We start from the raw sequence: 25,525 nt of genomic DNA, 5'->3' as shown, positions 1-25,525 counted from the left end.
AGAGAAGCCCAGCCGGTCGCGCCGAGTCCACCCCCGACCGTGCCCCTCCTCGAGACAGGGTGGAACGGGACAGCCGAGCAGCACGTGTCCAGGTCGACGACCTGGCACTCGGGGCGAACCACCACGCGTGGCGTGCATCTTTCAGCACGAGCCCGACAGGTCACGTCTCGCAGGCGGTGAAGGAATCACCATGCGACCTACTCGTCGTGCACTCGCGTGCGCCGCCGTCCTGATCGTCTCGCTGCTCGGCCCCGTCGCCGTCGCCGCACCCGCCAACGCTCTGACTGAGGGAGAGAAGACCCGCGTCCTCGCGATCGCGAAGGACCTTAAGGGCACGCCCTACCGCTACGGCGGCACCTCGCCGCGTTCCGGCTTCGACTGCTCGGGCTTCACTCAGTACGTGTTCAAGAAGGCCAAGGCAGGCAACCTCAAGCGCACCGCCGGCGACCAGATGCGGCAGGGCAAGAGCATCAGGAAGAACCGCAAGCGCAAGGGCGACCTCGTCTTCTTCCTCAACGGCGGCAAGGCGTACCACGTCGGCATCTACCACTCCAAGGGCCGGATCTGGCACTCGCCGCGCACCGGCCAGAGCGTCAAGCTCGAGAAGATCTGGAGCAGCAACTACGTCGTGCGACGCATTCCCTGACCCCTGCGGTCTACGGATCGAGAGGGGCGCGGTCCGGCTGGACCACGTCCCCTCGCCGCGCTGCGGTGCGGCCTCGGTGGCCGACGATCAGGGGTGCGCGTCACCCGCCGACCCCTCGGGGATGGGAGGCTAGGGTCCGATGCACCCGACTGACGACGTCACGCCCCCGACCGAACCCGGCCCGCCGGAGCTGCCCGCGCCATGGCAGGCACGACCTCCTGGCTACGGCGACGTCGAGGCCCTCGTGGCGCTGCGACACCTCGACGAGCTGCAGGGCACCGGCGAGGCGCACGTCGATCCGGAGGGCATCGAGAACGAGGTCGCGGGACAGGCGTCGTGGACGCGTCGCCAGCTCGTCGCCGTCGGCCCCGACGACGTGCCGCGCGCCTGGATCACCGTCCACGACCGCGCGGCCGGACGCGCTCTGGTGTGGGGCTACTTCGACCGGGACGTCGCCGAGATCGACGAGATCGCCCGACGGTTCTACGCCTGGGCGGAGGAGGCCGCGCTGCTGATGGCGCGCGTGCGGACCGTCGAGCAGACGCGTCTCGACGAGAGTCCGTTCGCCGGCGACGAGCGACAGGCGCGTTGGCTCCACGAGGCGGGGTACCGCAAGCGGCGGACGTGGCTGCACATGGAGCGGCCCGTGCAGGACGGTGACGCCGACCTGCGACCCCGCGAGGGCGTCTACGTCCGCACCGTCGAGAAGCACGAGAACGGCCAGCCAGTGGCCGCCGACCTGCAGGTCGTGCACCACATGCTGGAGACGTCCTTCGAGGACCACTTCAACAACTACCGCGAGTCGTTCCCGGAGTTCGTGCAACGGATGCGCGAGGAGCCCGGGCATCGGTGGGACCAGTGGTGGCTGGCGTACGTCACGGACGACGCCGGCGAGTGGGTCCCGGCCGGGACGGTCGTCTGCTCGGTCCTGCCCGGCAAGGACGACGGCCCCGAGGGCACGTACGTCGAGTACATCGGCGTGAACCGCCACGCACGCGGACGCGGGGTGGCGAAGTCGCTGCTGGGCACCGTGATCGCCGACGCCGCCCAGCGCGGACGCAACCGCGTCGGTCTCGAGGTCGACGCCGACTCCCCCACCGGCGCCGACCAGCTCTACCGCTCGCTGGGGTGGGAGACCGACTACGTGACGGACTCCTGGTTCAAGGACCTCGTCGTCGACTGAGACGCCCTGCGCCGTCCCGCGGCGACGCATCGGGCCCTGCCGACCACCATCGGTGGTCGACCGGGCCCGGTCGCGCTCCCCCATCTGGACTCGAACCAGAAACCCTTCGATTAACAGTCGAATGCTCTGCCAATTGAGCTATGGGGGATCGACTCCCGTTGGCGGGGAGCACGGTCGCCAACTGTACCAACACCACGCCGCAGACGTGACATCGCCCGTGCCTCGACGCGACGTGCGGTCGACGCGCTCAGACCGACGCGCATCCCCACCTCGTCCCAGGTGCAGGGACCGGCTCGCTCCCCCAGGCCGTGGCGAGCGCACACGACCGATCGCTCCAGGGGCGACAACGTCGACAGCAGCGCGTCCACGGCCAGGCGTGGGACCGCTGAAGGGGCGGGGTCACGACGCTCGGGAAGCTCCTCCGGCGCGCACGGGACCATACGCGTGTCGCGCTCGCGCCACCTCAGCAGCGCACCACCGATCCGCGGCCAGGCGAACGTCGCCAGACGGGCTCCCCGGTCGGGGTCGAACCGCCCCACGGCGGCGAGAAGTGCCACGACGCCCTCCTGGAGCGCGTCGTCGGTCTCGGCCGGCGTGAACCCGAGGGCCCGGACCCGCATCGCGACGAGCCTCAGGCTCCGTCGGACCAGCTCTCGTCGGGCTGCGACGTCACCGTCGCGACTGGCGCGGGCGAGCCTCCTCTCGACGTCGGCCGGGAGGCTCGGTTCGGCGAGGAGGTCGCGCAGCACGTGGCTCATGGAGCGAGCCTGCCGATGTCGGAGCACCGCGGCCACGAGCCGCCGTCGCGCCTGTGGACGACGGGTCCGGCGTCTCGGGCCTGTGGACCCGGCCCGTCCGGGCGTCAGTCGCCGAGCGACCGCTCGCGCATCTCCCGCTTCTGCTGCTCCAGGGCGATCAGCTCACCGAACATCCGGTTGTACGCGTCCGCCTGCTCGACAGGGTTGGTGCGCTGCAGCTTCGACTTCAGGTCGGTGATGGCGCGCTCGAGCGTGAGCAGCTGCAGCGCCACGATGGTGGAGGCGACGACGGCCCCGGTGGCTGCCTCGCTGGTGGCCAGCGGTTCGACGGCCGCGACGGCCAGCACGCGACGCAGGTCGTCGGAGGCCAGTCCGTCGGACAACCTCGGCACCCACCCGGCGTCAGGAGCAGCGGGCACGCCCTCGGCGGCGATCCGACGCCACAGCTCCTGCGCCACCGGGTGGGTGAAGTCGTTCTCGTGCACGTCCGCGAGGTGCGCCTTGGCGAGGTGCGGGAACTGCACGACCGCCTTGAGCGCCTCGCGCTCGGGCGCGAACTGCGGCGCCCCGAAGCTGACGAACGGTGCCGCGGGTGCCTCCGGCGCCGGCTCCGCCGACGCCGCTGCCGTCGAGGGCGACGTCCTGGCCGCCGCCGGTCTGTGCCGACGCAGCTCGGATCGGACGACGTCGACCTCGACCCCCACTCGCGAGGCGATCTCCCGCAGGAACTCCTCGACCTTGCTGCGGTCACGGATCGCGGACGTGAGTCCGACGGCCTCCCGGACGGCGTCGATGCGCTGGTCGGCGCGGTCGAGGTCGTAGCGCTCGAGGAGGTTCTCCAGCACGAAGCGGTACAGCGGCACCCGCGACGCGACGAGGTCGCGCACGGCCGCGTCCCCGTCGGCGAGGCGGAGGTCGCACGGGTCCATGCCGCGGGGCTCGACGGCGACGTAGGTCTGGGCCTGGAACGCCTGGTCCCCCTCGAACGCCTTCATCGCCGCGCGCTGGCCGGCCTCGTCACCGTCGAAGGTGAAGATGACCTCCCCGTGCAGGGTGCCGTGGTCGAGCAGGATGCGGCGCAGGATCTTGGCGTGGTCGACGCCGAACGCCGTGCCGCACGTCGCGACGGCCGTGAGGACGCCGGCCTGGTGGCAGGCCATGACGTCGGTGTAGCCCTCCACGACGACCGCCTGGCTGGTGCTGGAGATCTGCCGGCGGGCGAGGTCGATGCCGTACAGCACCTGGCTCTTCTTGTAGATGGGCGTCTCGGAGGTGTTGACGTACTTGCCCTTCATGAAGTCGTCGTCGAACATCCGACGCCCACCGAACCCGATGATCTCCCCCGTCATCTCCCGGATGGGCCACAGCAGCCGTCCCTGGAAGACGTCGTTGAGCCCCCTCTGGGACCGTCGGGCCAGACCCCCGACGACGAGCTCGTCGTCGCTGAAGCCCTTGCCTCGAAGGTGCGCCACGAGCGCCTCGCCCGACCGGGGCGCCCACCCCATGCCGAACAGGCGGGCCGCGGCCTGGTCGAAGCCACGGTCGGTGACGAACTGACGTCCGATCGAGGCCTCCGGGGCCGACCCGAGGGTCTCGGCGTAGAACTCCCCGGCCAGCCGATGGGCCTCGAGCAGCCGCTGGCGCTGGCGTGGGTCACGCCTGGGGCCAGGCGCCTGGCCCTCCTCGTACCGCAGCTGGATGCCGTACTTGGCGGCGAGGCGCTCGACCGACTCCACGAACCCGAGGCCCTCGATCTCGCGCAGGAAGGTGAAGACGTCGCCCGAGGCGCCGCACCCGAAGCAGTGGTAGAAGCCCTGCGCGGTCCGGACGTTGAAGGACGGCGACTTCTCGTCGTGGAACGGGCACAGCCCCACCTGGGCCGAACCGCTGCGACGCAGCGTCACGTACTGCTCGATGACCTCGTCGATGCGCGCGCGTTCGCGGACGAGCTGGATGTCCTCGTCCTTGATGCGTCCCGCCACGTGCCGATCCTAGGCCGGACGTCAACCGAGCAGGCGGCGCGCCCACACGACCGCCGAGACGTCGGTGAGACTCGCCACCTGGTCGATGACGACACGGCGGGCGGCGGCGTCGTCGGCGGCCGCGGCGAGGTCGGTGGCGAACTCCGGCTCGAGGTGCTCGTCGCCGGTCTCCACCAGGCAGGCGACGAGTGACTCGACGAGCGAGCGCTGCTCGGCCAGCTCGACGGCGCGGTCCTCGGACAGCATGACGTAACGTGCCGCCACCGACTTCAGGAGCACGATCTCGTCGAGCGTCCCCTGCGGGACCTCCAGGTCGGCGCGATGGCGCGTCAGGGGACCGGCGCCCCACGTGGCGACGGTCGCGTGCTGGGCGGCCGTCGCGAACCGACCGATGAGGGCGCTGGTCAGGCTCTTGAGCACCGCGTGGGACCGGCGACCGCCGTCGAAGGGTGCCCGCGGCCACTCGGGCATCGCCTGCAACCGCGCGAGGGCGGCGTCGAGCCGGTCGTCGGTGACCGCGGAGTCGTACCAGGCGCGGGCGACGTCGTGCACGGCGGCGAGGTCGAGCGACCCCGGGACCAGCGAGAACCAGCCTCCGACCACGCCGTCCTCGACGTCATGCACCGAGTAGGCGATGTCGTCGGCGAGGTCCATCACCTGCGCCTCGATCGGCCGGCGACGATCAGGTGCTCCGTGGCGCACCCACTCGAAGACCCGGAGGTCGTCGTCGTAGGCACCGAACTTCGGTCCCCCGCGCGGGTCGTCGCCTCGTCGCCACGGGTACTTCACGCACGCCGCCAGGGTGGCCCGGGTGAGGTTGAGGCCGACGCTGCGACCGTCGTCGGCGAAGGTCTTCGACTCCAGGCGCGTCAGGATGCGCAGCGTCTGGGCATTGCCCTCGAACCCACCGCACTCCTGGGCGAGCGCGTCGAGCGCCACCTCGCCGTTGTGGCCGAACGGTGGGTGCCCGAGGTCGTGGGAGAGAGCCGCGGAGTCGACGACGTCGGGGTCGCACCCCAGGGACTGACCGAGCTCGCGTGCCACCTGCGCGACCTCCAGGGAGTGGGTGAGCCGGTTGCGGACGAAGTCGTCGGTGCCGGGCCCCATCACCTGGGTCTTGGCCGAGAGCCGCCGCAGCGCAGCGCTGTGCACGACGCGTGCCCGGTCGCGCTCGAACGCCGTCCGGCCCGCCCGCTTGGGAGGTTCGGCCACGATCCGTGCCCGCGCCTCGATCCCGTACGGACTTTCCACGCCTCGCACGCTACCGCGAGAGTCCCTCGGGCGATCTCGCTCCCCGACCGCGGGCCGCGCGCAGCAAGGTCAGCCGATCCCGACGCAGGCGTGAGCACTGTCCAGACCGATCGCACGGAACCACAGGCCGAGCGGAGCGAGGCGGGCCGGCCCCGACGCGAGCTCTGCGAGTGGCGGGGAACGAGCGCGAAGCGGAGCGAGCGCGCCCGGCCCTCACCAGCGCCCGTTGCGGGGGCGCGGCTGGCACCGCGGACAGGTGAAGGACGAACGATTCATGAAGGCGTCGCGGCGGATCGGGGTCCCGCAGCGTGGGCAGGGGCGTCCCTCCTGGCCGTACGCCGAGAGGGAGCGGTCGAAGTACCCGCTCTGGCCGTTGACGTTGACGTACAACGCGTCGAAGGACGTCCCGCCCTGCGCCAGCGCCTCGGTCATGACGTCGGTGACGTGTCCGACGAGGGACTCGATCTCGCGCAGACGGAGGTGGCGGGTGTTGCGGGCGTAGTGCAGGCGCGAGCGCCACAGGGCCTCGTCGGCGTAGATGTTGCCGACCCCGGAGACCAGGGTCTGGTCGAGCAGGGCGCGCTTGACGCCCGTCTGCCGCCGACGCAGCGACGTCGCGAACCCGCCCGGGTCGAAGGCGACGTCGAGGGGGTCGCGGGCGATGTGCGTGATCTCCGGTGGCAGCACCGCGCCGTCCTCGCTGATGGCGAGCCCACCGAAGATCCGCTGGTCGCAGAAGCGCAGCTCGCGACCGTCGTCGAGGCGCAGGCGGACCCGCAGGTGCCGAGGGTCGGGGGCGTCGGCGTCGCTGATGAGCATCTGGCCGCTCATGCCGAGGTGGCACAGCACCGCGTCGCCGTGGACGTCGTCGTCGAGCGCGAGCCACAGGTACTTGCCGCGACGGCGGGCGGCCACGATCGTGCGCGCCCGGAGGCGGGCCACGAAGTCCGCCGGACCCGGCAGGTGACGTCGCAGGGAGCGGGGCTCGAGCACGTCGACGGCGGTGATCGTGCGACCCACGACGTGGTCCTCGAGACCGCGGCGGACGACCTCGACCTCGGGGAGCTCAGGCATCGACGGCGTCGGCCGGCTCGAGCTCGGCCTGCAACGAGCGCCAGGCGATCTCCGCGACCTTCTGCTCGGCCTCCTTCTTGGAGCGGCCGACGCCCTCGCCGTAGACGCGGACCCGCAGGTGGACCCGGGCGCTGAAGGTGCGGTCGTGGTCGGGGCCGGTGCTGGTGATGGCGTACTCCGGGACCCCGAGTCCGTGGTCGGCGGCGATCTCCTGCAGCGACGTCTTCCAGTCCAGCCCGGCGCCGAGGTCGGCGGCGCGCGCGAGGAAGGGGTCGAAGACCCGGTGGATGACCTCCGCCGACCGCTCGATCCCGAACTGCACGTAGATCGCGCCGAGGACGGCCTCGACCGTGTCGGACAGGATCGAGGGCTTGCGACGTCCCCCGGTGGTCTCCTCGCCGCGACCGAGCCGCAGGTGCTCGCCCAGGCCGAGGACCTCGGCCACCTCGGCGAGGGCCTTGGCGCTGACGACGGCCGAGCGCAGCTTCGCGAGGCGGCCCTCCGGCAGCTCGGGATGGGTGGTGAAGAGCGCGTCGGTGATGACCAGCCCGAGCACGGAGTCACCGAGGAACTCGAGGCGCTCGTTGTGCGCCACGCCGTCGTGCTCGTAGGCGTAGGAGCGGTGCGTCAGCGCATGCGTGAGCAGCTCGGTGTCCAGGTCGGGGACACCGAGCACGTCACGCAACGCGTCCAGGGACGCGGACACCGTCAGGTCAGAGGACCTGGCGACGCTCGCCGCGGGCGCCGTACTGGCCGCACTCGCCGCAGGCGCGGTGCGGGAGCACCTTCGCCCCGCACGAGGGGTTGGCGCAGTTCGCCAGCTGCGGCGCGGTGGTCTTCCACTGCGACCGACGGTGACGCGTGTTGCTGCGCGAGAGTTTGCGCTTCGGGACCGCCACGATTACTCCTTGGGACTGTCCGGGCTGGTGCCCGGCTCGTTCATCTCTGTCTTGAGCTGGCTCAGGCTCGCCCACCGGGGGTCGACGGCCTCGCCGTGTGTGTGTCCTGGGTCGTCCGCGAGCCGTGCTCCGCAGTCGGGGCACAGTCCCGGGCAGTCCGGGCCACACAACGGGTTCAACGGTAGCGCCAGCACCACCGCGTCCCGCAGGACGGGTTCGAGGTCGAGCAGGTCGTCCTCGAGGGCCATCTCGTCGTCGGCGTCCTCACCGGTCGCGACCGGCTCGTAGACGCACAGCTCCTGGAAGTCCACGACGAGGGGTTCGTCGATCTCCGCCAGGCACCGAACGCACTCACCGACCGTCCGTGCCGAGGCGGTGCCGGTGACCAGCACCCCGTCCATGACCGCCTCGAGCCGGAACGCGAGGTCGATCGTGGAACCCTCGGGCACGCCGATGACGTCGTGACCCAGATCCGCTGGTGCCTCGACGGTCTTCTCATAGGCCCGTTCGGTCCCCGGTCGACGCCCCAGCACGTGGGTGTCGACGACGAGTGGTCCGGCAAGCACGTCTGATCCGTCCGTCGAGAGCACAGCACATCGTGGCCTGCGAGCAGGCCGTCGTCCATGCTACCTCGGCCCAGCCCGTCGACACCAATCCGCTGGCGGACGCGCGGCACCGGCTCCTCGCGCGCTCGCACGTCGCGGGTCGCTGTCGGAGCACGGTGGGAGCATGGCGACGTGACGGCGACGAGTGCGGGGCGCGAGGGGACGGTCCTGCACGCCGACCTCGACTCCTTCTTCGCCTCCGTCGAGCAGCGTGACGATCCCACCCTCCGCGGGCGCCCCGTCATCGTCGGCGGTGGCGTCGTCATGGCCGCCTCCTACGAGGCCCGCGCCCACGGGGTGCGTGGCGGGATGGGTGGACGCCAGGCGCTGCGGTTGTGTCCGCACGCCGTCGTCGTGCGACCGCGCATGGGCGCCTACGCGGCGGCGAGCAAGGAGGTCTTCGCGGTCTTCGCCGACACCACTCCGCTCGTCGAGGGCGTCTCCATCGACGAGGCGTTCCTCGAGGTCGGCGGCCTGCGCCGGATCAGGGGCCTGCCGTCGTCGATCGCGGCCGGCCTGCGCCGTGACGTGCGCGAGCGGGTCGGCCTGCCCATCTCCGTCGGGGTGGCGCGCACCACGTACCTCGCCAAGGTCGCCAGTGCCATGGCCAAGCCCGACGGACTGCTGGTCGTCCCCCTCGACGACGAGCGACGCTTCCTGCACGCCCTGCCCGTCGAGGCGCTCTGGGGCGTCGGGCCCAAGACCACCGAGCGTCTGCACGCGGTCCGGCTGCGCACCATCGCCGACGTCGCGCGCCTCGAGCACGCCGAGCTGGCGACCCTCGTCGGCCCGGCGGCGGCGAGTCACCTGCTCACGCTCGCCTCCGGCGAGGACCCGCGGCGCGTCCAGACGCGGGCCCGCCGACGCTCCATGGGAGCCCAGCACGCGCTCGGCCCGACCGAACGATCCTCCGAGGACGTCCGCGCGGTGCTCGGGGCGCTCGTCGACCGGGTCTGCGGCCGGGTGCGCGACGCCGGCCGCACCGCCTCCACCGTCGTGCTGCGGGTGCGGTTCGCGGACTTCACGTCGTCCACGGCCTCGCGCACGCTCACCCGGCCCACCGCCCACACCCACGTCGTGCTCGAGACGGCGCTGGGCCTGCTCGACGCGCGTGACCAGGAGATCCGCGAGCGCGGCATCACGCTGGTGGGGGTGCAGCTCAGCGGCCTCGACGACCACGGCGAGCAGCTCGCCCTGCCGCTCGGGGAGTCCGACACGCGTCCTCTCGACGACGTCCTCGACGCCGTGCGCGACCGCTACGGCTCGCAGGCGGTGCGGCGCGCGGCCCAGGTCGGGAGACGCCGTCCGACGGCGATGCCCACCCTGCCGGACTGAGGCGGCGTCAGTCCTGCTCGAAGGCCTCGGTCATCCGCTCCAGCACGAAGTCCGGGACGAGCCCGCTGACGTCTCCCCCGCCCTTGGCGACCTCCTTGACGAGGCTCGAGGCCAGGAAGGAGTACTCGGGGCTGGTGGGGATGAAGACGGTGTCGACGTCGGTCAGGCTGCCGTTCATCTGCGCCATCTGCAGCTCGTAGTCGAAGTCGGAGACCGCGCGCAGCCCCTTCACGATCGCCGAGATGCCGTGCTCGGTGCAGAAGTCGACGAGCAGACCCTGGAAGGAGTCGACGGTGACGTTCGGCAGGTGGGACGTCGCCCGGCGCAACATGTCGATCCGCTCCTCGAGCGAGAACAGGCTCTGCTTGCTCCGGTTGACCAGCACGGCCACCACCACCTCGTCGAACAGGCGGGAGGCACGGCCCACGATGTCGAGGTGTCCGTTCGTGACGGGATCGAACGAGCCGGGGCAGACGACCTTGGTCACGGGGCGCTCCTGGGTCCGGAAGGGGCGGTCTGGAGGACGGGCCGACCGTACCAAAGCGTCGTCTCGCCGTACGCCTTGTCCTTGACCGGCTCGTACCCCTGCGGCCAGGCGAACGGCGTCCGGGTGGACCGCTCGACGACGAGCACGGCGCCACCCAGCAGGTTGTCGTCCGCTGCCAGCATCGCGAGCAGGTCGTGGACGCGCTCGGTCGCCATGGCGTACGGAGGGTCCAGGAAGACCAGCCCCCAGTCGCCGAGCGATCGGCCGGTCAGGAAGCGCTGGGCCGTCGTGCGGTGCAGACGCGACTCGGCGCCGAGGTCGGCGATGTTCGCGGCGACGACCGCCGCGGCTCGCCGGTCGCTCTCGACGAGGTCGCCGATGCCACCCCTCGACTCCGCCTCCAGCCCGAGCGCCCCGGACCCGGCGAACAGGTCGAGGAACGGGACGGTCTCCAGCCCGCCCAGCATCGACTCCAGCGTCTGGAACATCGACTCGCGCACGCGGTCCGACGTCGGCCGGGTCCCGTCGCCGGGCGGCGTGCGAAGCCGGCGTCCGCCCCACTCCCCGGCGATGATCCGCGTCACGTGCGCTCCAGGTACTCGGCCTGCCGGGTCTCCTCGAGCCGGGCGACGGCGGCGCGCAGCGCGGGGAGCGAGTCCAGGGCGGGGTCGGCCTCGACCACGACGGTGGCCGCCTCGCGGGCGTCGGCGATGACGGACTCGTCCTTCACGACGGACAGCAGGCGCAGGCTCGAGCGCAGGCCCGACTGGCTCGCCCCGAGCACGTCGCCCTCGCGACGCAGCGCGGCGTCCAGGTGCGACAGCTCGAACCCGTCGAGCGTGCCGGCGACGGCCACGAGGCGCTCGGCCGCCGGGGAGGCGGCGTCGGCCTCGGTCACGAGCAGGCAGAGCCCGGGCTCGCTGCCCCGACCGACCCGGCCGCGCAGCTGGTGCAGCTGGCTCATGCCGAAGCGGTCGGCGTCGAGGACGACCATGACGGTGGCGTTGGGGACGTCGACACCGACCTCGACCACGGTGGTGGCCACCAGGACGTCGATCTCGCCGGCGGCGAAGGCCGCCATGACTGCGTCCTTCTCATCGGGCGCGAGCCGCCCGTGCAGCACGCCGAGGCGCAGCTCGCTCAGCGGCCCCGAGGCGAGCTCGGCGTGGACGTCGACGAGCGAGCGCGTGGGCGCCACTCCCTCGGCACGGTCCGTCCCGTCGCGGTCCTCGTCGGCCGCACCGATCCGCGAGACCACGACGTACGCCTGGCGTCCCTTGCGCACCTCCTCGACCACCCGCTCCCACGCCCGGTCGAGCCAGGCGGGCTTGTCGGCGATCGGCACGACGTTGGTCTGGATGGGCTGACGTCCTGCGGGGAGCTCTCGGAGCGTGGACGTCTCGAGGTCGCCGAAGACGGTCATCGCGATCGTCCGCGGGATCGGTGTGGCGGTCATGACGAGGACGTGCGGGGTGACGGCGGACCGGTCGACGAGGGCCGAGCGTTGCTCGACCCCGAAGCGGTGCTGCTCGTCGACCACGAGCAGCCCGAGGTCGGCCAGCTGCACCGAGTCCTGGATGAGGGCGTGGGTGCCGATGACGATCCCTGCCGCCCCGGACGCCGCGTCGAGCAGAGCCTCGCGCTTGGCGGCTGCGGACATCGAGCCGGTCAGCAGGCGCACGCGGGTCGAGTGCTCGGCGCCGCCGAGCATCCCACCGGCGGCGAGATCACCCAGCATCGCGGTGATGCCGCGGTGGTGCTGCGCTGCGAGCACCTCCGTCGGTGCCAGCAGGGCGGCCTGGCCGCCGGCGTCGACGACCTGCAGCATCGCCATGAGCGCGACGATCGTCTTGCCCGAGCCGACCTCTCCCTGCAGGAGGCGGTGCATCGGTCGTGCGGCGGCGAGGTCGGACGCGATCTCCTCGACGACGCTGCGCTGTCCGTCGGTCAGGGTGAACGGCAGACGCTCGGTGAAGGCGTCGAGGATCCCCCCTGCGCGGCGGGGGCGGGCCGCGGCGACGTCGAGCGCGGCGGAGTGCCGTCGCTGGGCGAAGACCGTCTGGATGACGAACGCCTCCTCGAACCGGAACCGTTCGCGGGCCCTGCGCCACTGCTCCGGACGACGCGGACGGTGGATCCACTCCAGTGCCTGCTCGATGCCGGGCAGGTCGCGCGCGGCCCGGACGTCGTCGGGCAGCGGGTCCTCGACGTCGGTGACCGCCAGCACCTGAGCGACGGCCTTCTCGAGGGCGAAGGAGTCGACCCCCTTGCTCGCGGGGTAGATGGGGACGATGCCGCGAGCGACCCGACCGTCGGGGTCGGGCACGCCGTCGTCGTCCTGCACCGGGTCGAACATCGGGTGGGTGAGCTGCAGCTGGTTGCGGAACCGCCCGACGACTCCGGCGAACAACCCCACCGTGCCCGGGGCGAGCTGCGCGCGACGCCACTTCTGCTGGAAGAAGGTGAGGGTCAGCGACGCGGTGCCGTCCGTGACGACGACCTCGGTGCGGACCTTGCGACCACCCGGCCCGAAGGTCTTGTTGACCGACTCCACGACCCGCGCCATGACCGTGGCGTACTGACCCACCTGCAGGTCGGAGAGGTCGCTGAGCTCGCCGAGGGCGACGTAGCGCCGCGGGTAGTGCCGCAGGAGGTCGTCGACGATCTCCATCCCGAAGGCCTTGGCCAGAGGCGTTGCGGTCCTGTCTCCGACGACCGAGCGCAGCCGGCTGGCCGGTGTGACGCCCACGCTCACTCCACCGCGATGAACAGCGGGTAGTTCTCCTGGCCGCCGTCGTAGACCATCACGTCGACGTCGACGCGCTCGGCGTGCAGGTGCTGCTCGAGCTGCTCGGCGAGGGCACGATCGGCTCCGTCACCTAGCACGAGGGTGACGAGCTCGACCGAGGGCGAGAGCAGACGGTCCAGCACCTGGGTGGCGACCGTGGCGAGGTCCTGGCCGACGAACGCGAAGTCACCGTCGACGACGCCCAGCGCGTCCCCGGCCTGGCACGGTCCGGCCATGGTCATGCCGGGCTCGGAGGCGACCGTGACGGCACCGTGGCCGGTGGCGGCCGCGGCGCTCGACATCGCGACGACGTCCTCGTCGAACCCACGTCCGGGATCGTGGACCGCGAGCGCCGCGAGCGCCTGCACCTGGGCGTGGGTCGGGATGACCGCGACCCGGATCCCCTGCTCGCGCGCCTCGCGGGCCGCGGCCTCGAACAGGCCGACGTAGCGCTGGTTGTTGGGCAGCACGACCACCTCGTCGGCACCGGCCTCGCGCAGCGCCGCCTCGACGCGGGCGAGGCCGAGCGGCGCGGAGCGGGAGAACTCGAGCACGTCGGCGCCGGACTCGCGGCAGAGCGTGGCGAGTCCGTCGCCGGTGGTGGCCACGACGACCGCTCGACCCCGCTCACGGCGCGTGGTGGCCTGCTTCGCGATCTGCTCGGCGAAGTGCGTGACGGCGATCCGGTAGGGACGCCCCGCCACCATCCCCGCCTCGATGGCGGCGCCGACGTCGTCGACGTGGACGTGGACGTTCCACAGGCGATCACCACCGACGACGACGAGGGAGTCCCCGAGGGGCTGCAGCGCGGCACGCAGGTCGGGGACGGCGTCGTCGTCGGCCTCGAGCAGGTACATGACCTCGTAGGCGGGACCACCCTCGACGAGGTCGTCACCAGTGGCCTCGACCGGGACGGGCACGTGCGTGCGGACCGCGCGCGGTGCTCGACCGGTGAGCGCCTGCTCGGTCGCGTCCAGCACCACCACGAGCGCCCGGCCTCCGGCGTCGACCACCCCGGCACGCGCCAGGCGCTCCATCTGCTGCGGCGTGCGCTGCAGGGCCTCCCGCGCCGCCTCGGCGGCGCGCGCGAAGGCCTCGCGACCGCCGACACCCTCCTGGGCTGCGGCGCGGGCTCCCTCGGCGGCCGCACGGGCGACGGAGAGGATCGTGCCCTCGACCGGCTCTCCCACGGCCGCGTCGGAGGCCGCCGACGCCGCCTCGAACGCGGCAGCGACGTCCTCGGCCTCCAGTGGCGCGTCGAGGTCGAAGGCGCGGAACGTCGCCCGCGCCAGCTGCGACAAGATGACCCCGGAGTTGCCCTTCGCGCCGGTCAGGAGGCCCCTGGTGTAGGTCGGGACGAGCTCGTCCAGGCCGGCGTCGTCGTCCAGGGCGGCGATCGCCTCGACCCCGGCGACCATGGTCAGGTAAGAGTTGGTGCCGGTGTCGCTGTCGGGTACCGGGAACACGTTGAGGGCGTCGATCTCTGCTCGCGCGGCGGAGAGGGACTGCGCACAGAGCTGGGCCCAGACGCGGAAGGCGTCGGGGCGCAACCTCAGGACCATGGCCGAAGGGTAGCGTCCGGGACCCGCACCGGGACGCGTGCCGGGCGGGCGATTCGCTCCCCGGCGGCCTCATCGGCTATTCTGATGCGGTTGTCCGCGATGTGCGTCGTCGATGCGTGTCGCCGGACTCCCCCAACGTTCCTCACGAGCTTTCAGGAGTGGTCACCGTGGCAGCGGTCTGTGACGTCTGCAGCAAGGGACCGGGCTTCGGCCACAACGTCTCGCACTCGCACCGACGCACCAAGCGTCGTTTCGACCCCAACATCCAGCGCGTCCGCGCTGTCGTGGACGGCACGCCCAAGCGCGTCAACGTCTGCACGTCGTGCCTCAAGGCCGGCAAGGTCTCGCGCTGACGCCCTGAGGCCGAGCACATGAGCCCCCGCGTCCACGTCTTCGGCGACGATGCTCTCGGCGACCTCGACGCTGTCGGGGTCGCCGAGGCCGTTCGTGGCGGCACCGTGTCCGCGACCGAGGTCGTGGAGGCGGCGATCGCCCGCGCCGGGGCCGTGGACCCGTTCCTCGACGCGCTCGTCGTCACCGACTACGAGCGGGCCCGCGCCGCAGCGGCCGCGCCCCCCGAGGGCCTCCTCGCCGGGGTGCCCGGCCTCGTCAAGGACAACACCGACGTCGCCGGCCTGCCCACCCGGCACGGCTCGCTGGCGGTGCCCGCGACACCCGTCGTCGCGGACGCCCCCTTCACGCGCCAGCTCAAGGCCACCGGCACCGTCGTCGTCGCCAAGTCCACGCTGCCGGAGTTCGGGTTCAACGCCACCACCGAGTTCGAGCACCTGCCGCCGACCCGCAACCCGTGGGACCCCGAGTTCTCGTGCGGCGCGTCCTCGGGCGGGTCGGCCGCCCTCGTCGCCGCCGGTGTCGTGCCCATCGGCCACGCCAACGACGGCGGTGGGTCCATCCGCATCCCGGCAGCGGCGTGCGGACTCGTGGGGCTCAAGCCCACCCGGGGCCGGCTCGCGCCCGACGACCACGCCGCGAGCATGCCCGTCGACATCGTCTGCAACGGCGTCGTCACCCGCTCCGTGCGTGACACCGCAGCCTTCCTCGCCGCCGCGGAGCGCCATCGGCCAGCGCCCGGGCTGCCGCACGTCGGCCACGTGCAGGGCCCTTCCAGCCGTCGCCTGCGGGTCGGTGTCATCGTCGAGTCGCTGACCGGCCCACCGGACGCCGAGACGGCCCAGGCGGTCCAGGACACCGCGGCACTGCTGGAGGATCTCGGTCACGAGGTCGTCGACATCCCCCTGCCCGTCGCACCCCAGTTCAAGGACGCCTTCGCGCACTACTGGTCGCTGCTGGCCTTCTCCACCCAGCGCTTCGGCGCGCGCATCTTCCACCCCGAGTTCGACGCCTCCGCCACCGATCCCCTCACCCAGTTCCTGGCCGGACGGTTCCTGCGCAACGCGTGGCGCACGCCCGGGGCGGTGTACCAGCTCCGACGCTCGGAGCACCTGTACCGGGAGCGCTTCGCCGAGGCCGGCATCGACGTCGCCCTCTCCCCCGTCCTGGGGCACACCACCCCGCGGCTGGGGCACATCGCTCCCACGGTCCCGTTCCCGGAGATGTTCGAACGTCTCCTTCGCTACGTCTCCTACACCCCGCTGCACAACGCGTGCGGAGCTCCGGGGCTGTCGCTGCCGTTGGCCACGACACAGGACGGACTCCCCCTCGGCGTGCACTTCTCGGCCTTCCACGGCGACGAGCGGACGCTGCTCGAGCTGGCCTACGAGCTCGAGGCCGCCCGACCGTTCGCCCGCATCCAGGACTGAGACGCCGGCGCTCGCGGCCCGAGCGGCACGGTCGTCGCACCTCACGGTCGCGGCCGCCCAGCCGAGACTCGTCCGCGGTGACGTCGCCGCGACGGCGGAGCACCACGCGCGTCTCGTCGCGACCTCGTCGGCGCGACTGGTGGTCTACCCCGAGCTCTCGCTCACCGGCTACCACCTCGACGTCGACCCTCTCGAGCCCGCCGACCATCGTCTGCGGCCGCTGGTCGAGGCCTGCGGTCGTGCCGGGTCGACCGCGCTCGCCGGTGCCGTCGTCCACGACGGCGCCCGACGCATCGCGGTCCTCGAGGTGACCGGTGCCGGGGCTCAGGTGTGTCCCAGCGACCCGACGTCTACAGCGCGGGACTCGTCCACCGGACCGACGAGCACGCCGAGCTCGAGGAGCGGGCCCTGCGCATCGCCGCCGAGCACGACGTGCCGGTGGTGCTCTCCAGCCACGCCGGCGAGGCGGGGCACGGCAACGGTCGGACCGCCGGCGGATCGGGCGTGTGGGACGCGACCGGTCGCCTGCTCGCACGTGCCGACGACGAACCGGGCGTGGTGATCCGAGCGACGCTGGTCGCTGCTGCTCAGCCCCAGTGACGGTGTCCGGGCTCGACCGGAGGCTCCTCACCGTCCACGAGCACGCCCGGCGCACGGCTCGAGGCCTCCAGCACCTCGCCGATGCGGCGCCACCCGCTCGGCAGCTCGCTGTGCCGACCGAACGTGGCCACGAGGGCGAAGTCCTCCCCGCCGCCCAGCACGAAGTCCATGGGTTCGCGTCCGAGCGCGCCGGCCACCGTGCGTACCGGTTCGTCGGCCTCCAGGGCACCCGAGTCGAGGTCGACGAGCACCCCGCCGGCCAGCGCGACGTGCCCGACGTCGGCGAGCAGCCCGTCGCTCACGTCGATCATGGCGGTCGCGCCGGCCGCCGCGGCCGCGGGCCCGGCCTCGTACGGGGGCTGCGGGACGAGGTGGGCCTCGACGACGCTGCGCGGCGAGCGGAAGCCGCGGCTCAGCGCGGCGAGGCCCGCGGCCGACCACCCGAGGCGCCCTGCCACGGCGACGACGTCACCGGGCGCCGCCCCGTGTCGCCTGACCGGGACACTCGTCTCCCCGATGACGGTGACGGCGATGACCACCTGGTCCGCCGCCGTCATGTCACCACCGATCACGTGTGCCCCGACGCGCTCGCACTCGGCGGCCAGGCCTCGGGCGAGGTCGACCACCCAGGCCGCCGGGAGGTCGTCCGGCAGGGCCAGGCCGACGGTCACGGCGGTCGCCCGTCCGCCCATCGCATTGATGTCGGAGAGGTTGCTGGCCGCCGCCCGACGACCGATCTGCTCCGCGCTCGCCCAGTCGCGCCGGAAGTGCCGGTTCTCGACGAGGACGTCGGTGGAGACCAGGACCCGGCCGGTGTCGGTGTCGAGGTGGGCGGCGTCGTCCCCCGGCCCCACGATGACCCGCGACCCCGACCCGAGCTCGGCGCGGACCAGGTCGATCAGCCCGAACTCCCCGACGTCTCTGACACGGGCCTCGGCGGGACGGTCGTCGCTGGTGGTCATCGGTCCATTCTCCCCGAGCCGGTGCGGGTCCCGGCGGCTCGTCCGGTAGCGTGTCCCGAGGTTCACGAGCAGGAGGTCCGATGACGGTCCAGGCATACATCCTCGTCCAGACCGAGGTGGGCAAGGCCGCCGAGGTCGCCGAGCAGATCGCGGCGATCAGCGGCGTCACCCAGTCCGAGGACGTCACCGGACCCTACGACGTGATCGCCCGGGCCGAGGGGCCCAGCATGGACGAGCTCGGCACCCTCGTCGTCTCCTCCATCCAGAAGGTCCCCGGCATCACGCGCACGCTCACCTGCCCCATCGTCCGGATCTGAGCCGTGCGGGCCCTTCCCGCCGCGCTCGCGTCCATTGCCCTCGTCGTGTCGGGCTGCAGCTCCGGAGTGCTCGTCGACTCCTACGCCCGCGAGCCCGGGACGGCGGACCTGTGCGACGCGCTCGTCGCCGACCTGCCGGCCGAGGTGGCCGGGCAGGACCGTCGCGAGGTCGCGCAGGACGTCCCCGCCGGCGCCTGGGGCGAGGTGCCGGTCGTCCTGCGCTGTGGCGTGCCCGATCCGGACGCCCTCGAGCCGACGTCCCCGTGCTACGAGGTCGAGGGCGTCGGATGGTTCGAGGAGCGGGGCGCCGACGGTCGGGTCTTCACGACGATCGGACGTGCGGCCAACGTGAGCGTCGAGGTGCCCGCCCCCGTGCAGCCCGCCGCCGACGTCCTGGTCGACCTCGCCGACGTGGTGACCGGGAACGTGCCGGTCGAGCAACCCTGCGTCTGAGCTCCCTGGGTCTGAGCTCCCTGGGTCTGAGCTCCCTGGGAAAGGGGCCGACGTCGGGCCGGGTCGTCCACCGGGCGAGCCCGGCACGGGGTCAGCGCAGACCCACCGGCCGCTCCAACGCGAGGTCCAGCAGTCGCCCGACGAGCTCGGCGTAGTCGACGCCCGTCGCCTGCCACAGCACCGGGAACATCGACGTGGAGGTGAAGCCCGGCATCGTGTTGATCTCGTTGATCACCAGACCGTCGTCGGTGAGGAAGAAGTCGACCCGCGCGAGACCCTCGCAACCGAGAGCGGCGAACGCCTGCACGGCGTAGGTGCGGACCTGCTCGGCCACCGAGTCCGGGACGTCGGCAGGCACCACGTTGCTGCTCGTCCCGTCGAGGTACTTGGCCTCGAAGTCGTAGAACGCGTGCTGGGAGTCCGGTGCCTGGACGACCTCCCCGACGACGCTCGCCCACGGTGTCCCGTCGGGTCGCTGGATGACGCCGACCTCGAGCTCGCGCTTGCCACGGGCGGCAGCCTCCACGACGACCTTCGGGTCGAACGCTCGAGCCGACTCGACGGCCGCCTCGAGGTCGTCGGCGTGGTCGACCTTGGTGACCCCCGAGCTGGACCCGGCGCGCGACGGCTTGACGAAGACGGGCATGCCGAGAGCCCGCACCCGGTCGAGGACGCGCTCGCGCCCGGCCGGGTCGGCCCACTGCTGCGGCAGGACGGTGACGTGGGGCACCTGCGGCAGGCCACCGGCGCTGAACAACGACTTGGTGAACGGCTTGTCCATGCCGGCAGCGCTGGCGAGGACGCCGGCACCGACGTACCGCACGCCAGCCATCTCGAGCAGGCCCTGGATCGTGCCGTCCTCCCCCCACGGCCCGTGCAGGAGCGGGAAGACGACGTCGACGTCGCGCAGGTCGTCCCAGGAGAAGGGCGGCAGGTCCGGGGCGACCGACGGGAGCGTGCCCGCCTCGAGGCCGTCCCAGTCCATCGGGTCGCGGACCCAGGCCCCGTCGGTCGTGATGCCGACGGTGAGGACGTCGAAGGCCTCCCGGTCGACCACCGCGACGACGTTGCGGGCCGTCAGGCACGACACCTCGTGCTCGCTGGATCGCCCGCCGAACACGACGGCGAGTCGGGGCCGGTCTGCGGTTCCACGCGAGGAGGGGCTCATCGCCGAGCACTGTATCGGCCCCGGCACAATGAACGCATGCGCGGATCGAAGCTGTCACCCTCGACCATCGCCGTCGGTGCGGGACGGCCTTCGCGCACCCCCGGCGCTCCGCTCAACGCGCCCCTCACGCTGGCCACGGCCTACGTCCCCGGAGACGGTCCGGACTACGCCCGCCAGGCGAACCCGGCGTGGGAACCGTTCGAGGAGGTGCTCGGGGCCCTGGAGGGTGGCCGGGCCCTCGCGTTCGCGTCCGGCATGGGAGCCATCACCGCCCTGCTCGACCTGGTGCCGGTCGGGGGCACCGTCGTGGCGCCGAAGCACGCCTACTCCGGGACGCTCGACGCCCTGCAGCAGCGCGCCAAGCGCTCGATGATCCAGCTGCGGCTCGTCGACGTCGCCGACACCACCGGTGTGCTCTCGGCTGCCGAGGACGCCAGCCTGGTCTGGCTGGAGTCGCCCACCAACCCGCTGCTGGAGACCGCGGACGTCTCCGCGATCGCGAAGGTCTCGGCGCGACGCGGGACGGCCGTGGCGGTCGACAACACCTTCGCCACCCCGCTGCGCCAGCGACCCCTGGAGCTCGGTGCGGACTTCGTCGTGCACTCGGCGTCCAAGCTCATCGGCGGCCACAGCGACCTCCTGCTCGGAGCGGTGGTGACGAACCAGGACCGGGGGTACAAGGCCGTCGAGAAGCGGCGCACGTCCGGCGGGGCCACGCCGGGTGCGATGGAGTGCTGGCTGGCGACGCGCGGGCTGCGCACCCTGCACGTCCGGCTGGACCGTGCCGAGGCCAACGCCACCGAGCTCGCGGAGCGCCTCGCCGACCTGTCCGGCATCAGTGGCGTCCGCTTCCCCGGCTGGGGGACGATCGTCTCCTTCGAGGTCGACGCCGGACCCGAGGCTGCCACGCGGCTGACCGAGAAGAGCGACGTCATCGCCCACGCCACGAGCCTCGGTGGCGTGGAGTCGACGTGGGAGCGTCGCCGTCGCCACGCCCTGGAGCCCAAGCCGGTGCCCAAGAACCTCGTGCGGCTGTCGGTCGGGATCGAGGACGTCGAGGACCTCTGGACCGACATCACCCGGTCGTTGAAGGCGGTCTGAGCGACGCCCGGTCGCTCGCTACTCGGGGCGGGCCTGGCGCGAGATGAGCGCCTTCACGAGCTGCTCGGGCGTCATGTCTCCGGCGATCAGGGCCGCGACGTGGTCGACGATCGGCATCTCGACGCCGTGCAGTGCCGCCAGCTCGGCCACCGACTGGCAGGACTTGACGCCCTCGGCGACCTGCCGTGTCTGCGCAGCGACCTCCTCGACGCTGAGCCCCTGGCCCAGCTTCTCGCCGAAGGTGCGGTTGCGAGACAGCGGCGAGGAGCAGGTGGCCACGAGGTCGCCCATGCCGGCGAGCCCGGCGAACGTCATCGGGTCCGCACCGATGGCGTGGCCGAGGCGTGCGGTCTCGGCCAGTCCGCGGGTGATGACCGACGCCTTCGTGTTGTCGCCGAAGCCGAGCCCCTGGCAGACGCCGACCGCGAGGCCGATGATGTTCTTGGTGGTGCCGCCGAGCTCGGCGCCGATCACGTCGGTGATCGTGTAGGGACGGAACGCCTCGGAGTGGCACAGCCGCTGCAGGTGCTCGGCGACGGCGGGATCCTCGCACGCGACGACGCTCGCCGCGGGCTCTCGTCGCGCGATCTCCTTGGCGAGGTTCGGTCCGGACACGACGGCGATGCGCTCGGGACCCGCGCCGGTGAGCTCGGCGATGACCTCGCTCATCCGCTTGTGCGTGCCGAGCTCGACGCCCTTCATGAGGCTCACCATGACCGCCCGCTCCCCGATGTGCGCACCCCACTCGGTGAGGTTGGCGCGCAGCTGTTGGGACGGGACGGCCAGCACCACGACGTCGGCGCCGGCGAGCGCCTCGGCGGGGTCGGACGTGGCGGTGATGCGGTCCGGCAGGTCGATCCCCGGCAGGTAGTCCGGGTTCTGGCCCGTCGCGTTGATCGCCTCGCACAGCTCGGGGCGTCGACCCCAGATGCGGACGTCGTTGCCGGCGTCGGCGAGCACGAGGGCGAAGGCGGTGCCCCAGGACCCCGCGCCCATCACGGCGGCGGTGGTCGTGGCGGGAGTGGTCATGTCTGCTCCGTCTCGTCGTGACTGGTGCGGGGCTTGGCGAGGGTGTGCACGTCGATCCTGGGCCGCGTGGGCAGCTCGCCGCGGATGTCGGCCACCATCGCCGTGAGGGTGTCCATGAGCCGGTCGGTGGCGGCGACGATCTCCTGCTCCGTCGCCTCACGTCCGCGCAGGTCGGAGAGGTCGAACGGCTCCCCGACGCGCATGTGGATGGTCTTGCGCGGCAGGAGCCGCGGCCGCTTGCTGTAGGGCCACAGGACGTCCTGCGCCCCCCACTGGGCGACCGGGACCAGCGGCGCGCCGGTCTCGAGCGCCACGCGGACGGCACCTGTGCGACCCGACATCGGCCACGCGTCGGGGTCGCGGGTGATGGTCCCCTCGGGATAGATCGTGACGACCTTGCCCTCCCGCACCGCCTCGACGGCGGCCCTGAGCGAGTCGACGGCGCTGGAGGTGGAGCGGTAGACGGGGATCATCTCGGCGCCCTTCAGGATCGAGCCGATCACCCTGACCCGGAAGAGGGGGTCCTTGGTCAGGAACCGCGGCACGACGCCGTTGTCGACCATGAAGTGCGAGAGCACGAAGGGGTCGAGGTGGGAGAGATGGTTCGCGGCGACGACGAACCCGCCCTCGGGGAAGTTCTCGACGCCCCGCCAGTCGCGGCGGGTGAAGACCATGAGTGGAGGCCGGACGATCCTGACCACCCAGCGCGATGCCCGCGGGAGAAACGACCACCGACCCATGCCCGCACCCTAGTACGTCGCCCGGCCACCCGACGGCCCCGCCGGCTCGCGGTTTACCACGGTCCCACGGCAAGGCTGTTCTCCCCGCGGCAGATCCGCCGCGGGGAGAACGGCCTTGCCGTGGGAGGTGGGACGTCGCGGGAGGCGGTCAGCCAGGGAACCAGGCAGCGAGGCGACGGTGCCGGTGGGCGAACAACGCCGCCACGACGCGGCGGTGCGCCGATGCCGCCAGTCGGCCGGGAACGCGCGGGACGAAGGTGAGCCGGTCGCGCACGACGGTGTGTCCGGTGGGGACGACGTCGAGGCGACGCTCGTGCCGCCACCGTTGGGCCGACAGCATGGTCGACTCCTCGCGAAAGAACCTCCCCGGCTCCCGCTCGACGATCACGAGGTCGTCGTAGTCGACCGGCACGAGGCCGAACAGACGGATCCACGAGCGACCCAGGGGGGCCCCGATCGTCACGGTGTCGACCGTCAGCGTGGCGGCACCACTGGGCATGCTCATCTGCAGCCACGGACCGAGCTCGTGGTTGATGCCGTCCGGCGAGACGACGCGTGCCCAGACCTGCTGGACCGGTGCGGCGACCACCGACTCCTGCACGACCACGACCTCGGGCACATGCTCGAGCCTAGGGCCCCGGTCACCGCACCGGAAGAGTCGCCGTCGTGACCGACGTCTTCCGTGGTCCCCCGGCAAGCCTGTTCTCCCCGCGGCAGATCTGCCGCGGGGAGAACAGGCTTGCCCTGGGACCGTGGTAAACCGCGAGCCGGGTCAGGGAGTGGTGGCGGGCTTGAACCCCGGACGCCGCGACTCGTAGTCGGCGATGTCGTCGGCGTGGGAGAGGGTGATGGCGACGTCGTCGAGGCCTTCGAGGAGGCGCCAGCGGGTGTAGTCGTCGATCTCGAAGGAGTCCTCGATCGCGTCCGGTCCCTCGCCCGCACGCACCGTGCGCGACTCGAGGTCGACCGTGACGGTCGCGCCGGGGTCGGCGTCGAGGTGGTCCCACAGCCGCTGCACGACCTTCTCGTCGACCTGCGCGGCCAGCAGCCCGGCCTTGCCCGAGTTGCCGCGGAAGATGTCGCCGAAGCGCGAGCTGATCACGGCCTTGAAGCCGTAGTTCTGCAGCGCCCACACGGCGTGCTCACGGGAGGAGCCCGTGCCGAAGTCCGGCCCGGCGACGAGCACCGTCGCGTTCGTGTACGCGTCGCGGTTGAGCACGAACTCGGGGTCACTGCGCCAGGCGGCGAACAGCCCGTCCTCGAAGCCCGTGCGGGTCACGCGCTTGAGGTAGACGGCGGGGATGATCTGGTCGGTATCGACGTTGCTGCGGCGCAGCGGCGCGCCCACACCCGTGTGCGAGGTGAACTTCTCCATGGCTCAGACTCCTGCGATCTCGTGGACGGGCTCGAGGTCGGCGGGGCTCGCCAGGTGTCCGAGCACGGCGGTGGCGACGGCGACGTCGGGCGAGACGAGGTGCGTGCGCCCGCCCTTGCCCTGGCGACCCTCGAAGTTGCGGTTGGACGTCGACGCACTGCGCTCGCCGGGGGTCAGCTGGTCGGGGTTCATGCCGAGGCACATCGAGCACCCGGCCCCGCGCCACTCGGCGCCAGCGGCGGTGAAGACCTTGTCCAGGCCCTCCTCCTGCGCCTGCAGGCGTACGCGGACCGAGCCGGGCACGACGAGCATCCGGGTGCCGTCGGCGACCTTGCGCCCCTCGATCAGCTCGGCGGCACGACGCAGGTCGGAGATGCGTCCGTTGGTGCACGAGCCGACGAACACGGTGTCGACGGTGATGTCGCGCAGCGGGGTGCCGGCCTCCAGGCCCATGTAGGCGAGGGCGTTGGCGGCGGCCTCGCGCTCGATCGGGTCCTCGAAGCTCTCCGGGTCCGGGACCGAGGCCGAGAGCGGAGCGCCCTGGCCCGGGTTGGTGCCCCACGTGACGAACGGCGTCACCTCGGAGGCGTCGATGCGCACGACCTTGTCGAAGTGGGCGTCGTCGTCGGTGACGAGGCTGCGCCAGTACGCGACTGCCTCGTCCCACGCCTCGCCCTGGGGCGCGTGGGGGCGGCCCTGGATGTACTCGAACGTGGTCTCGTCGGGAGCGATGAGACCGGCCTTCGCACCCCACTCGATGCTCATGTTGCAGATGGTCATGCGCTCCTCCATCGAGAGCGCGCGGATCGCCTCGCCGCGGTACTCCACGATGTAGCCCTGACCGCCGCCGGTGGTCTCCTGCGTGATGAGCGCGAGGATGAGGTCCTTGGCGGTGGAGCCCTCGGGCAAGGTGCCGTCGACCTCGACGGCCATCATCTTGGGCCTGGCCTGCGAGAGCGACTGCGTGGCGAGGACGTGCTCGACCTCGCTCGTGCCGATGCCGAAGGCGATCGAGCCGAACGCCCCGTGCGTCGAGGTGTGGGAGTCGCCGCAGACGATCGTCATGCCCGGCTGCGTCAGGCCGAGCTGAGGGCCGACGACGTGGACGATGCCCTGGTCGAGGTCGCCCATCGGGTAGAGCCGGACGCCGAACTCCTCGGCGTTGCGCCGCAGTGTCTCGACCTGCGTGCGGGAGACGGGGTCGGCGATCGGCTTGTCGAGGTCCGTCGTCGGGATGTTGTGGTCCTCGGTCGCGAGGGTGAGGTCGGGGCGACGGACGCTCCGCCCGGACAGGCGCAGCCCGTCGAAGGCCTGAGGGCTCGTGACCTCGTGGATGAGGTGCAGGTCGATGTAGAGCAGGTCCGGCTCCCCCTGCGCGCTGCGGACGACGTGGTCGTCCCAGATCTTCTCCGCGAGCGTCTTGCCCATG

27 protein-coding genes and 1 tRNA gene are annotated in these 25,525 nt (G+C 72.2%); 9 read left to right on the top strand and 19 right to left on the bottom strand.

What is annotated here, in order from left to right; translation table 11 throughout:
* Positions 1-190: 190 nt before the first annotated feature.
* Both ABD213_RS07670 and ABD213_RS07665 read left to right on the top strand, forming a co-directional pair.
* Positions 191-646, top strand: a complete 456-nt coding sequence (locus ABD213_RS07670; protein WP_344326561.1) for a C40 family peptidase — start codon at positions 191-193, stop codon at positions 644-646.
* Between the two features lie 139 nt (positions 647-785).
* Positions 786-1,829 (top strand): GNAT family N-acetyltransferase, encoded by a 1,044-nt coding sequence (locus ABD213_RS07665; protein ID WP_344326559.1) that lies wholly within the window; start codon positions 786-788, stop codon positions 1,827-1,829.
* Positions 1,830-1,904: 75 nt separating this feature from the next.
* On the opposite strand, the gene ABD213_RS07660 is transcribed toward ABD213_RS07665, so the two are convergent.
* The 8 genes from ABD213_RS07660 to ABD213_RS07630 form a co-directional block, all read right to left on the bottom strand.
* Positions 1,905-1,977 (bottom strand) — tRNA-Asn (locus ABD213_RS07660).
* A complete protein-coding gene (locus tag ABD213_RS15085) occupies positions 1,940-2,587 on the bottom strand; it encodes a sigma-70 family RNA polymerase sigma factor (protein ID WP_425546032.1) in 648 nt (215 codons plus the stop codon). Before ABD213_RS15085 ends, ABD213_RS07660 begins: the two co-directional genes overlap by 38 nt.
* 104 nt (positions 2,588-2,691) lie before the next feature.
* Positions 2,692-4,569, bottom strand: a complete 1,878-nt coding sequence (gene dnaG, locus ABD213_RS07655; protein WP_344326556.1) for a DNA primase — start codon at positions 4,567-4,569, stop codon at positions 2,692-2,694.
* Positions 4,570-4,590: 21 nt separating this feature from the next.
* On the bottom strand, positions 4,591-5,820 hold the full coding sequence (locus ABD213_RS07650; protein WP_344326554.1) for a deoxyguanosinetriphosphate triphosphohydrolase: 1,230 nt from the start codon (positions 5,818-5,820) through the stop codon (positions 4,591-4,593).
* A gap of 213 nt (positions 5,821-6,033) precedes the next feature.
* Entirely contained in the window at positions 6,034-6,894 is an 861-nt protein-coding gene (mutM, locus tag ABD213_RS07645) for a bifunctional DNA-formamidopyrimidine glycosylase/DNA-(apurinic or apyrimidinic site) lyase (RefSeq protein WP_344326552.1), read from the bottom strand.
* Positions 6,887-7,600 (bottom strand): ribonuclease III, encoded by a 714-nt coding sequence (gene rnc, locus ABD213_RS07640; RefSeq protein WP_344326550.1) that lies wholly within the window; start codon positions 7,598-7,600, stop codon positions 6,887-6,889. The genes mutM and rnc overlap by 8 nt, the downstream gene beginning before the upstream one ends.
* A gap of 7 nt (positions 7,601-7,607) precedes the next feature.
* Positions 7,608-7,793 carry a 50S ribosomal protein L32 gene (rpmF, locus tag ABD213_RS07635; RefSeq protein ID WP_344326548.1) on the bottom strand — a complete coding sequence of 62 codons (186 nt, stop codon included), beginning with the start codon at positions 7,791-7,793 and terminating at the stop codon, positions 7,608-7,610.
* Positions 7,794-7,795: 2 nt separating this feature from the next.
* Positions 7,796-8,359, bottom strand: coding sequence for a YceD family protein (locus tag ABD213_RS07630; protein WP_344326545.1), 564 nt, complete (start codon positions 8,357-8,359; stop codon positions 7,796-7,798).
* Positions 8,360-8,530: 171 nt separating this feature from the next.
* On the opposite strand from ABD213_RS07630, the gene dinB reads away from it, so the two are divergent.
* A complete protein-coding gene (dinB, locus tag ABD213_RS07625) occupies positions 8,531-9,733 on the top strand; it encodes a DNA polymerase IV (protein ID WP_344326543.1) in 1,203 nt (400 codons plus the stop codon).
* Positions 9,734-9,740: 7 nt separating this feature from the next.
* Here the strand turns inward: dinB and coaD are convergent, their stop codons facing one another.
* The 4 genes from coaD to ABD213_RS07605 are packed head-to-tail and all read right to left on the bottom strand — an operon-like array spanning position 9,741 to position 14,570.
* A complete protein-coding gene (gene coaD, locus ABD213_RS07620) occupies positions 9,741-10,220 on the bottom strand; it encodes a pantetheine-phosphate adenylyltransferase (RefSeq protein WP_344326541.1) in 480 nt (159 codons plus the stop codon).
* Positions 10,217-10,804, bottom strand: coding sequence for a 16S rRNA (guanine(966)-N(2))-methyltransferase RsmD (gene rsmD, locus ABD213_RS07615; protein WP_344326539.1), 588 nt, complete (start codon positions 10,802-10,804; stop codon positions 10,217-10,219). The genes coaD and rsmD overlap by 4 nt, the downstream gene beginning before the upstream one ends.
* Positions 10,801-12,969, bottom strand: a complete 2,169-nt coding sequence (recG, locus tag ABD213_RS07610; protein ID WP_344326537.1) for an ATP-dependent DNA helicase RecG — start codon at positions 12,967-12,969, stop codon at positions 10,801-10,803. The genes rsmD and recG overlap by 4 nt, the downstream gene beginning before the upstream one ends.
* Before the next feature lie 2 nt (positions 12,970-12,971).
* Entirely contained in the window at positions 12,972-14,570 is a 1,599-nt protein-coding gene (locus tag ABD213_RS07605; protein WP_344326534.1) for a DAK2 domain-containing protein, read from the bottom strand.
* A 167-nt stretch (positions 14,571-14,737) separates the two neighbouring features.
* Between ABD213_RS07605 and rpmB the strand changes: the two genes are divergently transcribed.
* The 3 genes from rpmB (at position 14,738) to ABD213_RS07590 (ending at position 16,951) form a co-directional block, all read left to right on the top strand.
* A complete protein-coding gene (gene rpmB, locus ABD213_RS07600; RefSeq protein WP_290584381.1) occupies positions 14,738-14,923 on the top strand; it encodes a 50S ribosomal protein L28 in 186 nt (61 codons plus the stop codon).
* A gap of 18 nt (positions 14,924-14,941) precedes the next feature.
* Positions 14,942-16,351 (top strand): amidase, encoded by a 1,410-nt coding sequence (locus ABD213_RS07595; RefSeq protein WP_344326532.1) that lies wholly within the window; start codon positions 14,942-14,944, stop codon positions 16,349-16,351.
* Positions 16,352-16,681: 330 nt separating this feature from the next.
* On the top strand, positions 16,682-16,951 hold the full coding sequence (locus ABD213_RS07590) for a hypothetical protein (protein ID WP_344326530.1): 270 nt from the start codon (positions 16,682-16,684) through the stop codon (positions 16,949-16,951).
* Here the strand turns inward: ABD213_RS07590 and ABD213_RS07585 are convergent.
* Complete coding sequence (locus tag ABD213_RS07585) at positions 16,939-17,913, bottom strand: thiamine-phosphate kinase (RefSeq protein ID WP_344326528.1); 975 nt, start codon at positions 17,911-17,913, stop codon at positions 16,939-16,941. The two genes, ABD213_RS07590 and ABD213_RS07585, sit on opposite strands and share 13 nt — an antisense overlap.
* Positions 17,914-17,993: 80 nt before the next feature.
* On the opposite strand from ABD213_RS07585, the gene ABD213_RS07580 reads away from it, so the two are divergent.
* Both ABD213_RS07580 and ABD213_RS07575 read left to right on the top strand, forming a co-directional pair.
* A complete protein-coding gene (locus tag ABD213_RS07580; RefSeq protein ID WP_344326526.1) occupies positions 17,994-18,230 on the top strand; it encodes an Lrp/AsnC family transcriptional regulator in 237 nt (78 codons plus the stop codon).
* A 3-nt stretch (positions 18,231-18,233) separates the two neighbouring features.
* Positions 18,234-18,683, top strand: coding sequence for a DUF3515 domain-containing protein (locus tag ABD213_RS07575; RefSeq protein ID WP_344326524.1), 450 nt, complete (start codon positions 18,234-18,236; stop codon positions 18,681-18,683).
* 91 nt (positions 18,684-18,774) lie between these two features.
* Here ABD213_RS07575 and ABD213_RS07570 read toward each other — a convergent pair whose 3' ends face one another.
* Positions 18,775-19,851, bottom strand: coding sequence for a D-alanine--D-alanine ligase family protein (locus tag ABD213_RS07570; protein ID WP_344326522.1), 1,077 nt, complete (start codon positions 19,849-19,851; stop codon positions 18,775-18,777).
* 36 nt (positions 19,852-19,887) lie between these two features.
* Here ABD213_RS07570 and ABD213_RS07565 point away from each other — a divergent pair, with 36 nt between their 5' ends.
* On the top strand, positions 19,888-20,952 hold the full coding sequence (locus tag ABD213_RS07565) for a trans-sulfuration enzyme family protein (RefSeq protein WP_344326520.1): 1,065 nt from the start codon (positions 19,888-19,890) through the stop codon (positions 20,950-20,952).
* A gap of 18 nt (positions 20,953-20,970) precedes the next feature.
* Here the strand turns inward: ABD213_RS07565 and ABD213_RS07560 are convergent, their stop codons facing one another.
* The 5 genes from ABD213_RS07560 to leuC all read right to left on the bottom strand — a co-directional run bounded on the left by ABD213_RS07560 (position 20,971) and on the right by leuC (position 25,524).
* Positions 20,971-21,981 (bottom strand): NAD(P)H-dependent glycerol-3-phosphate dehydrogenase, encoded by a 1,011-nt coding sequence (locus ABD213_RS07560; RefSeq protein WP_344326518.1) that lies wholly within the window; start codon positions 21,979-21,981, stop codon positions 20,971-20,973.
* Positions 21,978-22,655: a lysophospholipid acyltransferase family protein gene (locus tag ABD213_RS07555; RefSeq protein WP_344326516.1), complete on the bottom strand. Its 678-nt coding sequence runs from the start codon at positions 22,653-22,655 to the stop codon at positions 21,978-21,980. Before ABD213_RS07555 ends, ABD213_RS07560 begins: the two co-directional genes overlap by 4 nt.
* Positions 22,656-22,869: 214 nt before the next feature.
* Positions 22,870-23,340 carry a hypothetical protein gene (locus ABD213_RS07550; RefSeq protein ID WP_344326513.1) on the bottom strand — a complete coding sequence of 157 codons (471 nt, stop codon included), beginning with the start codon at positions 23,338-23,340 and terminating at the stop codon, positions 22,870-22,872.
* 153 nt (positions 23,341-23,493) lie between these two features.
* Positions 23,494-24,096 carry a 3-isopropylmalate dehydratase small subunit gene (gene leuD, locus ABD213_RS07545; RefSeq protein WP_344326511.1) on the bottom strand — a complete coding sequence of 201 codons (603 nt, stop codon included), beginning with the start codon at positions 24,094-24,096 and terminating at the stop codon, positions 23,494-23,496.
* Positions 24,097-24,099: 3 nt separating this feature from the next.
* Positions 24,100-25,524, bottom strand: a complete 1,425-nt coding sequence (leuC, locus tag ABD213_RS07540; protein ID WP_344326509.1) for a 3-isopropylmalate dehydratase large subunit — start codon at positions 25,522-25,524, stop codon at positions 24,100-24,102.
* Position 25,525 lies beyond the last annotated feature (1 nt).

The organism is Aeromicrobium halocynthiae (genome assembly GCF_039531385.1).
Classification (GTDB): domain Bacteria; phylum Actinomycetota; class Actinomycetes; order Propionibacteriales; family Nocardioidaceae; genus Aeromicrobium; species Aeromicrobium halocynthiae.
The sequence above is the reverse complement of the archived record's forward strand: the minus strand, read 5'-3'. Positions and strand labels throughout refer to the sequence as shown.